This window comes from Rhizobium leguminosarum, assembly GCF_004123835.1.
Classification (GTDB): domain Bacteria; phylum Pseudomonadota; class Alphaproteobacteria; order Rhizobiales; family Rhizobiaceae; genus Rhizobium; species Rhizobium leguminosarum_M.
Map to the genome: position 1 here is coordinate 273,470 of NZ_MZMU01000024.1, position 12,655 is coordinate 286,124.

Sequence of the window (12,655 nt, forward strand, 5' to 3'; positions counted from 1 at the left end):
AATCAGACTCCGGAAAGATCATAGGGCCGGGCGAGCACAATTGCCCGGCCGCTGCGGAGCGAAAAGCGAACCTTGCCTTCCGCAACATTGGAAATGGTGCGCGACGAGCCGAAAGGCAGATGGAAATCTGCCAGCGGATAACGCGCATTCTCGATGGTAAGCCCTCTCAGCTCGCTGAATCCAGGCACGGAAAACAGGCTGCCTTTGGGAAGGTCCAGTTCGATCGTACCGGCAACCAGCGGCACCGCCTCTTCCTTGCCCGAGGTCAGCAGTACGTCAAAACCCTCTTCCGCCAGGCTGACGGCCGACAGCAGATGCTGAAGCGCATGGTCGGAACGTTCGCCGCCAAGCGCACCGGCGAGGATGAGCCGCCGCGCACCCCGCGCGATTGCTTCCGCCACCGCGATTTCACCGTCCGTCGCCGCCTTCGCTGCCGGATAAGGCTGTTTCGGCACATCGGGAAATGCACCCGCGAGATCGGCCGGCGTCGAATCGAAATCGCCGACCCAGAGCTCCGGCGTAGTACCGAGTGCTGCCGCATGCCGCATGCCGCCATCCGCCGCAATAAAGCGGCTGTCTTCGATGGCATCGCGCAGGCGCTCCGTCAGGCTGAGTTCGCCGCCAAGGAGAATGGTGAAGGTGGATTGGCTCATGGGCATTGCCCTTAGCGCAAACGAGGGGTCGAGGGGAAGGGCCGGCGAACGCCGGCGTCTGCCTCAGCCCGGCGTATCCTTGTCGCGCGACAGGAAAACCGCCTCGTAGCCGCCGATGAAGCGCTCGAAAAGCGCTGCGAAGCGCTCGACATCTTCCTGTGGCCAGTCGGAAACGATCTCGGAAATGATCGCAAGCTTCTGCGCGACGATCTCGGCAAGCAGGTCCTGGCCGACCTCGGTCATGACGACGACGATCCGCCGCGCATCGGCCTGCGAGGCCTCGCGGCGCAGCACGTTGCGCCCGACCATGTCGGCCACCACCCGGCTTGCCCGTGACGGATCGATGCGCAGCATCTCCGCGATCATGCCGACCGTGACCTCACCGGCAGGCTGCGCCCTGCGCACGGCATCGAGCACGTCGAGATGCGAAAGCTCGAGGCCCGGTGCAGCACTCTGGATCGCCAGCCGGCCGATCAGCCGCCGCCCGGTCATCAGCCGCATGCGCGCCATGCTCCGACCGATACGCGGCACGTTTTCACGATCCGGCTCGGCCGGCTCTGCAGAAGGGGTCTTGGTCAGAACGTCGCTCATCACAGGACCATAACAGAGCCGATTCAAAAATTGAATATGCCGATGTCATTAATGTGCCATTGACAACTATATGCTGTTAGCACATAAAAGGACATCAACCCGGAACGATGCCTCCCATGGACATGCAACTCGCGCCTGCGCCGCTCGTGACGGATCCTCGTCGCCGGCTTATCCTCTTCTTCTTCCTGATGACCGCCATGTTCATGGCGACGCTTGATAATCAGATCGTCTCCACGGCGCTGCCGACGATCGTCGGCGAATTCGGCCATCTCGAGCGCTTCGGCTGGATCGGTTCGGCCTATCTCCTGTCGCTGAGCGCCGTCATGCCGCTCTACGGCAAGCTCGGCGACCTGTTCGGCCGCAAATACGTGATGATGACGGCGATCATGATCTTCACCGTCGGATCGACAGTCTGCGGCCTTGCGGTCTCGATGAATACGCTGATCGCCGCCCGCGTGCTGCAGGGCCTTGGCGGCGGCGGCATCATGGTGTCGATCTTCGCCGTCAACGCCGACCTGTTCGAGCCGCGCGAGCGCGCGCGCTACCAAAGCTATTCCAGCCTCGTGCTGATGGCATCGGGCGCGATCGGCCCGGTGCTCGGCGGCACGATGAGCGATCTCTTCGGCTGGCGCTCGATCTTCCTCGTCAACGTGCCGATCGGCTTCATCGTGCTCACGGGCCTTGCCTTCATGCTGCCATACCGCAAACCGCATCGCCGCCCCAAGATCGATTATGCCGGTGCGCTTCTGCTTGCCATGACGACGACAAGCATCGTGCTTGCCACCGACAGCAGCGAACTGTTTGGTGCATTGATTTCGCCTGAGAGTATCGGCATCGTCGCGTTCGGCGTCGTCTGCGCCGTCACCTGGGTGTTCGTCGAGCGCCGCGCGCCCGAACCGATCGTTCCCCTGCAGCTGTTTCGCAATTCGACCTTCAGCCTGCTCCTGGTGATCTCGATCATGGGCGGCGCCATCGCCATCGGGATGGTCAATTATCTCGCTCTCTTCCTGCAGACCACGACCGGCCTTTCGCCGTCTGCCGCCGGCCTGCTCTTCATCCTTCTCACCGGCGGCCTCGTCTGCGGGTCGCTTTCCGCAGGCCGCATCATCTCGAAGACGGGGCGCTACAAACCCTTCGCCATCGCAAGCCTCACCTGCAGCGCCATCGCCTTTGCGCTGATGTCGCAGATCCACGCCGGAACGCCGATCGCCGTCATCGGCGCGGTCATGATGCTGCACGGCATCGGCATCGGCCTTGCCCAGCAGGTTCCCGTCATCGGCGTACAGAATGCAGCACCCGCCCGCGACGTCGGCGCCGCCACCGGCTCGGTGACGCTGTCGCGCATGGGCGGCGCCTCGATCGCCATTTCCATCTATGGCGCCATCATCGCCTCTGAGCTCGGCAAGGTCGGCGTCTCCATTCCCGGCGTCGCCGATATCGAGCAGCTGACGCCGAAAATGATGGCCGCCCTTCCCGAAGCGAGCCGCCAGGCCGTCGCCGATACCTATGCCGCCGCTTTCTCGCCGCTCTTCATGACTTCCTGCGCCATTGCGCTGATCGGCCTTGCCGCAGCCATCATGCTGAAACCCGTGCAACTGCCCCGCGCCGGCGAGATAACGAATCCGCAACCCACGACGGCGGGAGCTGCCGAATAATCGAATCGTTACTGCGAGAGAATGCGTCATCAGGAGGCGTTTTTCTCGATGCCCATATCAAGGGTTGCAATTTTCTCGCAGGATTGTTGCTATCGAGCCGGTTGCTTCAATCGGGCCGTTCTTTTTCCGCGCCGTCGACGAATCTCCGCTTTGTGACGGAACTTTCGCCATAATTTCATCCGAGCGAAGGGAAGCCTTAATGCCTGAGGCTTGCTAAAATGCAACGGCGCCACATTTAAACAGAGTCTCGCTATGCAACCGATGCGTAAATCAGCTACAGCAACGACTTGTATCGGCCGATTGTGCAGCGCGAGATCAGGGGTGCGCACCTGTTGAGTTCCCCTTGCCACGGTCGGTCCGAATCTGCGGCAAACCGGCAAAACAGCGACATGATGCGGAGAATCAGACTGGACAGCTTGACGACGTGGAAATCGCCCGCGCTTTCCAGTGATGCCATCTCCGCGCCGCGGCGCTTCGCGCGTCGCATGATGCTGCTTTCGGCCCTCGCAATGGCCCTGAATGGCTGTCAATCGCTGATCGACCAATCCTATCAGCCCAGTGTTTCGCCTTCTTCCAATCCGCAGATCGTCGACGAGGTGCAGAAGAACGATCCCCGCGCGGCGATGGGCGCTCGTGAGCATCCGCGCATCGTGGCGAGCTACGGCGGCGAATACAAGGACGCCAAAACCGAGCGCCTCGTCGCCCGCATCGCCGGCGCGCTGACGGCGGTGTCGGAAAACCCGAGCCAGTCCTACCGCATCACCATCCTGAATTCGCCGGCGATCAATGCCTTCGCGCTGCCGGGCGGTTATCTTTACGTTACCCGCGGCCTGCTCGCGCTTGCCAACGACGCCTCGGAAGTCGCCGCCGTGCTATCGCACGAAATGGGCCATGTGACCGCGAACCACGGCATCGAGCGGCAGAAGCGCGAAGAGGCTGAGGTCATCGCCAGCCGCGTCGTCGCCGAGGTCCTCTCCAGCGACATCGCCGGCAAGCAGGCGCTTGCCCGCGGCAAGCTGCGGCTCGCCGCCTTCTCCCGCCAGCAGGAGCTGCAGGCCGATGTCATCGGCGTGCGCATGCTCGGCGAAGCCGGCTACGACCCCTATGCCGCCGCCAGGTTCCTCGATTCGATGGCCGCTTACAGTCGCTTCATGTCGGTTGATCCCGAAGCCGACCAGAGCCTTGACTTCCTGTCGAGCCATCCGAATTCGGCCCAGCGCATAGAACTTGCCCGCACCCACGCCCGCGCCTTCGGCCAGGAAGGCTCGGTCGGCGACAAGGGTCGCAATTATTATCTCGACGGCATAGACGGACTGCTCTACGGCGACAGCCCGGAAGAAGGCTATGTGCGCGGCCAGACCTTCCTGCATGGCGGTCTCGGCATCCGTTTCGACGTGCCGCCGGATTTCCACATCGACAACAAGGTCGAAGCGGTGATGGCCACCGGCCCGAACGACATCGCCGTCCGCTTCGACGGCGTCGCCGACAATCAGAACCAGAGCCTCACCAACTATATCTCCAGCGGCTGGGTGACCGGGCTCGACCCGTCGACCATCCAGCCGATCACCATCAACGGCATGGAAGCAGCCACCGCGCGCGCCAGCGCCGACCGCTGGGATTTCGATGTGACCGTGATCCGCAACAATTCGCAGATCTTCCGTTTCCTGACTGCCGTGCCGAAAGGCAGCGGCGCCCTTGAGCCAACGGCCAATGTGCTGCGCGCGAGTTTCCGCCGCATGACGCCGGCAGAGGCCGCCTCGCTGAAGCCGCTGCGCATCCGCGTCGTCACCGTCCGGCCGGGCGAGAACATTTCGACGCTCGCCGCCCGCATGATGGGCACAGACCGCAAGCTCGATCTCTTCAAGCTCATCAACGCCCTGCCCACGGGTGCAGCTGTTGCAACAGGCGATCGCGTCAAGATCATCGCCGAATAAAAGAGGCCCGGCTTGCGCCGGGCCAGTCTGTGCTGCTGGAGGGGATAAAACATCTCGCGCAAAACTGTGCGGCGGTTTTGCGACAGTGACCTAAATCGCAACGCGCTTTAGGATCAGGCGTAGGCCGCCATATGCGGATCGGCGCTGACGAGCGCGCTGCGAAGCTTCTCCATCGCCCGGCTTTCGATCTGACGCACGCGCTCCTTGGAAATGCCGAGATCGGCACCGAGCTCTTCGAGCGTGGCACCATCTTCCGCCAGACGCCGGGCGCTGATGATCTTCATCTCGCGTTCGTTGAGATGTTTCAGCGCCGAGGCGAGCCAGACGCGGCGACGCTCGCCGTCGATCATGTTGGACACCTGTTCGTCCGGCAGGGGATCGTCGCTGACGAGGAAGTCCATCTTCTCTGCACTCTCGGCATCGCCGGAGACCGAAGGCGCCTGCAGCGAGGCGTCGTTGCCGGAAAGCCTGGCATCCATCGTCTGCACATCCGAGAGGCTGACGCCGAGAGCCGCGGCGATTTCCTGATGAATGGATTGCAGCGTCAGCTGCGTGTCACCCTTGGCGAGCTTGGCGCGCAGACGACGCAGATTGAAGAACAGCGCTTTTTGCGCCGAACTCGTGCCGCCGCGCACGATTGACCAGTTGCGCAGGATATAATCCTGGATCGACGCCCTGATCCACCAGCTTGCATAGGTGGAAAAGCGCACGTCGCGTTCCGGCTCGAAGCGGGCGGCGGCCTCGAGCAGGCCGACATAGCCCTCCTGCACCAGATCGCTCATCGGCAGGCCGAAATTGCGGAATTTGCCGGCCATGGATATGACGAGGCGCATATGGGCCATGGCGATCTGGTTGCGCGCGCCGCGGTCGTCGTGATCCTTCCAACGGGTGGCGAGATCGTGCTCTTCCTGACGGGCGAGATAAGGAGCGGCCATCGCGATTTTGATCATGCGCCGATCTGCAGACATGTTCTTCATTTCGATCTCCCGAAGCAGGCCTCTCGCCCTGAAATGAACAATAAAACTCATATCCCGGAACATCGCTGTCCGGATTGAATGGGTTCTGAATGCATAAAAGCCTCGCCCTGGACTTTTCAGGGGGAGGCCCTATTTTTCATCATGTGCCGGTAAGACGGCCGGGCTGGACCTGTTTCTTCACTTTGCCGGATGGGCAATCTAGAAAAGGCATGATCCGCTCCTCATCGAACATTGACGGAATAGCAGTTCGCCCGTTGAGGCCGTTGCCCGACGAGCAGTCCGCAATTACGTGTGATAAACGCGGGAGTCGGGAAAAAGTTCCAATAAAAAAACCCGGCGCGAAGGCCGGGTTTTTTGATAGAAAACAGGGGTCGCTTTTATGCGGCTTCGTCCTGTGAATCGTCTTCTTCGATCGCCTTGCCGCGCTTCGGACCCTTGTTGAGATTGGTCTCGACGAGGCGAACGGCTTCGGTTTCCGACATCTTGTTGACGGCGGCGATTTCGCGCGCCATGCGGTCGAGCGCAGCCTCATAAAGCTGGCGCTCGGAATAGGACTGTTCAGGCTGGTTCTCGGCACGATACAGATCGCGCACGACTTCAGCGATGGAAATCAGATCACCGGAATTGATCTTGGCATCATATTCCTGGGCGCGGCGGGACCACATGGTGCGCTTGACGCGCGCCTTGCCCTGCACGACCTTCAAAGCACGCTCGACGAAATCCGTTTCCGAAAGCTTGCGCATACCAATGCTCATCGCCTTCGCGACCGGAACCTTCAGACGCATCTTGTCCTTCTCGAAATCGATAACGAAAAGTTCGAGCTTCATGCCGGCAACTTCTTGCTCTTCGATAGCGGTGATGGTACCGACGCCATGAGCGGGGTAGACGATCGATTCACCGGTCTTGAAGCCGTGACGTGCTGTAGAAGGCTTTTTCTGCTGAGTCGTCATTCTATTCAAAAACTCCCTGTTACGCTTCCGGCGGCGGCCGGAGCCGGGTCAGTCAGGCCCGGGTGAGACGGTAGTATCCGTCGGGTGACTTCACTCTGGTCCCATCGGGCAAAAGCAAAGACTTCTTGCGCACGATCTTGGGACCCGGCGCTCAAAGCGTTGATATGTCACGGAAACCGTGTACGGATTTGTTTTGCTTTCGTGATGGTTTTGGGCATGCGTTATGCCACAAATGGAACAGTAGACGAAACCTATCATAAAAATATGAGGAAATCAATAATTTGCTTCGCTTGAGTCATGCGGGCAACACATGTCACCCATATGCCTCACGCAGCTTTTAAAACGTTTCGCCCTGCGGTCGCCCGAATCCGGAGGCCGAATGTGCGCGCTGTCTCAATCGCCGGAACCGGGCTTCTCCGAAAAATACTTCTCGAATTTTCCGGTCTCGCCATCCATTTCCTTGGCCTCGGGCAACGGGTCCTTCTTGACCGTGATATTCGGCCAGATCGTGGCATATTCGGTATTGATCTTCAGCCATTTGTCGAGGCCCGGCTCGGTATCGGGCTTGATCGCCTCGGCGGGACATTCAGGTTCGCAGACGCCGCAATCGATGCATTCGTCGGGATGGATGACGAGGAAATTCTCGCCCTCATAGAAGCAGTCGACAGGGCAGACTTCCACGCAATCGGTATATTTGCACTTGATGCAATTGTCGGTCACGACATAGGTCATGAAGAACTCCAGGATTTCCATGCGGATGGGGCCGGGCAACCTGGAACGTCGCGCCTATCCCCGTGCCGGAGGAAAAGCGTGAGCAGGCTTGGGAGGCAAGCACGCTTCCGGCAGGTTGTCAGTGACGTATCGGCTTTGGCGCCGGATTTCAAGGATAAACGATCTGCAAAAGCCGCCGCCGCAGACAGAGTTTTCTAATCCTCGTCCGACATCAGTCTGTCGATTGCACGTCTTTCCTTTTTGGTCGGACGGCCGGTGCCGGTGGCCCGGATCGCCTGCTCGTAGGGCGTGAGACGTTTTGCCTCATCGGGCGGCGGAGATTGGTCGTCGTAGAGCAGGCGCGCCTCCTCGTAAGGCCCCCGCCGTTCGCCGGCAAGGCGCATGACGAGAACGACATCGCGCCGTTCCAGCGTCAGCTCGATACGGTCGCCCGGCTTGACCATCTGGCTTGGATGGCTGCAACGCTCGCCGTTGATGCGCACATGGCCCGACTGGATATGGCTCTGTGCCAGCGAGCGCGACTTCACCATGCGCGCGAAGAACAGCCACTTGTCGATGCGCTGGCGCGAACCGCTTGTCGGCTGTGTCTCCCCGCTCATGATTACTTCTTCATCTGCTCCTTGAGAGCTGCAAGCTTGGCAAAGGGCGAATCCGGATCGATCGGCTTCTCCTTGCGCGGCGGCTTGGCCTCGAAGCGCAACGGCTGCGAGCCGCCACGATTGTTGTTGCGGTCGTTGCGGTCGTTACGCTCGCCGCGATCCTTGCGATCGCCACGGTCCTGCCGGTCGCCGCGCGGCTGGTCGCCCCGTGGTTGGTTGTTGCGGTCGCCTCTTGCCTGCTGCGGCCGGCCACCATCGCGACCGCCGCCTTCCTTGCCACGATTCTGGCGATTGTTGTCGCGGCCGTCGCCGCCGCGATTGCCCTCGCCGCCTTCACCGCCGCCCGGCCGGCGATTGCGGTCGCCGCGCTCCTGGTTTTGACCGCGCTGCTCGCCCTGGCCGCCACGGCGTTCGCCATGTCCGCCGCGCCCCTGGCGCTGATTGTCGTTGCGACCGCCAAGACGCCACAGAAGAACCGGCTTCGGTTCCGTCGGCTCGCCGGCGTCCCCAGGAGCAGATCCTGCTTCTCCGGAAGCCGATACCGCTTCCACAGGAGCGGAGGTTTCCCCGGAAGCAGAGGCTTCCGCCGGAGCGGATGCCTCGATCGCCTCGGCCGGAGCGGGGCTTTCAACCGCTTCCGTCACCGGCGCGTCGGCAACCGCCGAAGCCGCCTCGGTTGCGGATGGCTCGGCAGCAGTCTCTTCCGCGGCGCCATCGGCATCGTCGTGATCGGCCTTCTCGGCTGTCTCTTCCGCAGGCGTTTGCGCGCTGGCGGCAGGCACTGAGGCCGCATCCTGCGCCGCAAGATGGACCGATGCCTCTTCCGCCTTCACGGCATCGGCGCGATAGCCGAGACCCTTGAGGATTTCTTCCATGTCCTCGAGCGTCGCACCGAGGATCGACAGCATCGCCGTCGTCGTCGTGAACCGGCGGCCATCATAGGCGCCCTCCGGACGGTTGTTCTGACCGGGCTTCCATTGCAGCAGCGGACGGATGATATCGGCAAGCCGTTCCAGGATGTCGATGCGCACGGCGCGCTTGCCGAGGAAACGGAAGCCGGCGAGTTTGTAGAACATCCGCTCGAAGCTCGGATCGGTGACGACGGAGGTGCGGCCGGCGGCGAGCACAGGAATGAGATCGCCGTAGCCCGGCTTGTCGAGACCGTCGTTCTTCAGCGCCCAGAGCAGTGTGATGAGCTCGGCCGGCGCCGGTTTCAGAAGTGCGGGAACGAAGATATGATAGGCGCCGAAACGCACGCCGTAGCGGCGCATGGAGGCACGGGCCTCCTGGTCCAGCGACTTCACCTCCTCGGTCACGTCGCGGCGGAACAGCACCCCGACATTCTCGACGAGCTGGAAGGCAAGCCCCTTGGCGAGACCCTGCAGGTCCTCGGCGCGCGACAGGTCGTCGAGCGGCTTCAGCACCGTGCTGATATGATGATTGACGAAGCGCTCGATGCGGGCGGCAACATGGTCGCGGGCATTGCCCGTCAACTGCTCGTCGGCGAGCAGGATCACGCGCGGACGCATGATATGATCGCTGCCCGAAAGCCGCGCCACCGGATCGCCCAGCCAACGGATCAGCCCATCCGAACCGATCACCAGATCGCTGTTGCCGGCGGCATGCATCCGGGCCGCGCGGGCTTCGAACTCGAGCCCGAGCGCCTTCTGCGACGCAGCCTGAACCGCCTTGGCATCCGGCCCGTCCGTTCCCGCCACCGGCGTGAAACGGAATCCGCTCAACTGCCCTACATGATGTCCTTCAACGAAGACATCGCCATTCACACTGATTTCAGCTTCCAGCATCGCATTCTCTCTCAGGCGCTTCATGAGCACAGATGTCCTGCGATCAACAAAGCGTTTCGTCAACCTTTCATGTAACGCGTCGGACAATCGATCTTCGATTTCCCGCGTCTTTTCCTGCCAGTGTGTCGGATCGGCAAGCCAACCGGGCCGATTCGAAACGTAGGTCCAGGTCCTTATCTGCGCGATTCGCGCCGAAAGCGTGTCAATTTCGCCATCTGTTCGATCGGAGCGATGAACCTGCTCCGCAAGAAACTGCTCATTCACCGTGCCATAGCGGACGAGATCGGAAAAGAGGGTCGAGATAAGATCAGCATGTTGTGCTGGGGTGATACGCCGATAGTCGGGAAGCGCGCAAGCCTCCCAAAGTTTTTCGACGCGCGCCGGCCTGTCGGCGAGATCGATGACCTCGGGATAACGCGAAAGCTGTTCCAGCGCCTGCTGGTCGACGGCAGGCAGCGCCCGCGTCAGCCCCGGCACGCGCGGTCCCGCCTCAAGGCTGGCGCGCAGCGATGCGATTGAGGAGAAGTCCATCTCGGTCGTGCGCCACTGCAAAACCTTGACGTTGTCGAACTCGTGTCCCTCGATGCGCTGCACCAGCTCCTCGTCGAAGGGCGAGACTTGGCCGGTGACGCCGAAGGTTCCGTCCCGCACGTGCCGTCCGGCGCGCCCGGCGACCTGGCCGAGTTCGCCCGGATTGAGATTGCGAAACTGGTAACCGTCGAATTTCCGGTCCTGGGCAAAGGCGACGTGATCGACATCGAGGTTGAGGCCCATGCCGATCGCATCGGTCGCCACCAGATATTCGACGTCGCCCGCCTGATAGAGCGCCACCTGCGCATTGCGGGTGCGCGGGCTGAGCGCGCCGAGCACGACCGCCGCGCCGCCGCGCTGCCGGCGGATCAGCTCGGCGATGGCATAGACCTCGTCGGCGGAGAAGGCGACGATGGCCGAGCGCTGCGGCAGCCGAGTGATCTTCTTCTGCCCGGCATAGAAAAGATGCGAAAGCCGCGGCCGCTCGACGATATTGATGCCGGGCAGGAGCTGCTGCAGGATCGGCCGCATCGTCGCCGCGCCGAGCAGCAGCGTTTCCTCGCGGCCGCGCAGATGCAGGATGCGGTCGGTGAAGATATGGCCGCGCTCGAGATCGCCGGCGAGCTGCACCTCGTCGATCGCGACGAAGGCGGCCCTGGTTTCGCGCGGCATCGCTTCGACGGTGCAGACGGAAAAACGCGCATTGGGCGGCGAAATCTTTTCCTCGCCGGTGACCAGCGCCACATTCTGCACGCCGACCTTCTCGACCACCCGCGTATAGACCTCGCGCGCCAGCAGCCGGAGCGGCAAGCCGATCACGCCCGTCCCGTGCGCGACCATGCGCTCGATGGCATAATGGGTCTTGCCGGTATTGGTCGGCCCGAGCACCGCGGTCACACCGCGCCCACTCAGAATCATCGGCTGCGAAGTCAGAGTCATGGGTCCATGCAAATGAGGCGGGGTGGCCCCAGGAAAATCTCGGCTCCTCGATGGAAGCTGGACAACACATGGACAGCTGCCGCCGCAAACGCAAGGGCAGATTTCAAAATGGCTCGGCGATTACGACCTCTGCGAGTCGCCCGGAACGCCCGAATTTCCGATTCGGAACAGCGTGAGAACGAATCAGCGACGAATCGATGACTCACGCTGATTCAGCTTTTGTTCACGGCTAAGTATTGATTTTGAATCACTTTTTCCCACTAGATGCTGAATCGTCAGACTCTCTCCGGTTCGCATTTTCGCCGTTGCGAGTGACGGTCTTCGCCCGATTTTCAACAGGCAAAAATCCGCCCGAAATTAACCTCTCGACCAAAGCCTGAACGAATCGGAGACGAATCGCTCACTCCGTCGTTTTCGCCTTTCGTTCACGGCCACATCTGGTAGCGCTATCAGGCCCGGACACTAGACGCGGATCAGCGGCAGAGCCCTCGCGCCGCACCAACATTAATCTTTTGGGATCCGGATTCAGACAGCGTTAAGCCGGGGAGGCCAATTGTGGCGCGCCGATCAAAAACGGAACGAATCGCTGACGAATCGGCGACATCGTGACTTTCTCGCTTTGTTCACCGCAACATATTGTATTTAAATGTCTTTTTAACCATAGCGGTAATTTTCCGAGGTGACGGAAATTAAACCGTGAATCAGGCTTCGTCACATTTCCAGAGCTTAACCGGGAACAAAAATCGCCAATGCGTGTTTCTCGTCCATCCAAATTGCGGATGAAATGAAGGAAACACACCATGCTTGGCACGATACTTCTTATTATCCTCATTCTGCTCTTGATCGGAGCCTTGCCGAATTGGGGTTACAGCCGTGGCTGGGGCTATGGACCTTCCGGCGGTTTGGGGCTAGTTCTCGTGATTATCATTATCCTTGTACTAATGGGCCGCATCTAAAGGCCAACTAACCTGGGGAGTTACGACATGATGAAGAAGATTGTTCTTATTGGTGCGCTCGTCGGCGCCCTGGCATCCTGCACAGCGACCGAGCAAGGTACGGCGATCGGCGCCGGCACCGGTGCGGTCATTGGCGGTGCCGTCACCAACAGCTGGGGTGGTGCCGCCGTCGGCGCCGTTGCCGGCGGTTTGACCGGTGCTCTGATCGGCCAGTCGGTCGAACGCCGCGGCTACTGTGTCTATCGCGACCGCTACGGCCGCCGCTACGAGGCTCGTTGCCGCTGATCGGCAAAGCATATCGGACTCCCAACGGGCGCTTCGGCGCCCGTTTTT

11 protein-coding genes are annotated in these 12,655 nt (G+C 61.3%); 4 read left to right on the forward strand and 7 right to left on the reverse strand.

The genetic code is table 11. The annotated features are described in order from the left end of the window. Positions 1-2 precede the first annotated feature (2 nt). Together B5P46_RS31000 and B5P46_RS31005 are read right to left on the reverse strand one after the other, a co-directional pair. Complete coding sequence (locus B5P46_RS31000) at positions 3-659, reverse strand: thiamine diphosphokinase (protein ID WP_206735435.1); 657 nt, start codon at positions 657-659, stop codon at positions 3-5. Positions 660-716: 57 nt separating this feature from the next. After that, positions 717-1,244 (reverse strand): MarR family winged helix-turn-helix transcriptional regulator, encoded by a 528-nt coding sequence (locus B5P46_RS31005; protein WP_026158935.1) that lies wholly within the window; start codon positions 1,242-1,244, stop codon positions 717-719. Between the two features lie 116 nt (positions 1,245-1,360). Here B5P46_RS31005 and B5P46_RS31010 point away from each other — a divergent pair, with 116 nt between their 5' ends. Beyond that, complete coding sequence (locus B5P46_RS31010) at positions 1,361-2,899, forward strand: MDR family MFS transporter (RefSeq protein ID WP_129422070.1); 1,539 nt, start codon at positions 1,361-1,363, stop codon at positions 2,897-2,899. A gap of 389 nt (positions 2,900-3,288) precedes the next feature. Then, positions 3,289-4,833, forward strand: coding sequence for a M48 family metalloprotease (locus B5P46_RS31015; RefSeq protein WP_129422071.1), 1,545 nt, complete (start codon positions 3,289-3,291; stop codon positions 4,831-4,833). A 113-nt stretch (positions 4,834-4,946) separates the two neighbouring features. On the opposite strand, the gene B5P46_RS31020 is transcribed toward B5P46_RS31015, so the two are convergent. From B5P46_RS31020 to B5P46_RS31040, 5 genes are all read right to left on the reverse strand, one after another. Then, positions 4,947-5,810, reverse strand: coding sequence for an RNA polymerase factor sigma-32 (locus B5P46_RS31020; RefSeq protein WP_012759432.1), 864 nt, complete (start codon positions 5,808-5,810; stop codon positions 4,947-4,949). A 377-nt stretch (positions 5,811-6,187) separates the two neighbouring features. Further along, on the reverse strand, positions 6,188-6,760 hold the full coding sequence (locus B5P46_RS31025; protein WP_003543775.1) for a CarD family transcriptional regulator: 573 nt from the start codon (positions 6,758-6,760) through the stop codon (positions 6,188-6,190). A 393-nt stretch (positions 6,761-7,153) separates the two neighbouring features. Then, positions 7,154-7,492 carry a ferredoxin FdxA gene (gene fdxA / locus B5P46_RS31030; protein WP_003567552.1) on the reverse strand — a complete coding sequence of 113 codons (339 nt, stop codon included), beginning with the start codon at positions 7,490-7,492 and terminating at the stop codon, positions 7,154-7,156. 194 nt (positions 7,493-7,686) lie between these two features. Then, positions 7,687-8,091 (reverse strand): RNA-binding S4 domain-containing protein, encoded by a 405-nt coding sequence (locus B5P46_RS31035; protein ID WP_129422072.1) that lies wholly within the window; start codon positions 8,089-8,091, stop codon positions 7,687-7,689. Between the two features lie 2 nt (positions 8,092-8,093). Beyond that, entirely contained in the window at positions 8,094-11,366 is a 3,273-nt protein-coding gene (locus tag B5P46_RS31040) for a helicase-related protein (protein WP_129422073.1), read from the reverse strand. 800 nt (positions 11,367-12,166) lie between these two features. On the opposite strand from B5P46_RS31040, the gene B5P46_RS31045 reads away from it, so the two are divergent. Next, positions 12,167-12,322 carry a DUF3309 family protein gene (locus B5P46_RS31045; RefSeq protein ID WP_017962528.1) on the forward strand — a complete coding sequence of 52 codons (156 nt, stop codon included), beginning with the start codon at positions 12,167-12,169 and terminating at the stop codon, positions 12,320-12,322. 27 nt (positions 12,323-12,349) lie between these two features. Then, on the forward strand, positions 12,350-12,607 hold the full coding sequence (locus B5P46_RS31050) for a YMGG-like glycine zipper-containing protein (protein ID WP_129422074.1): 258 nt from the start codon (positions 12,350-12,352) through the stop codon (positions 12,605-12,607). The last annotated feature ends 48 nt before the right edge of the window (positions 12,608-12,655 follow it).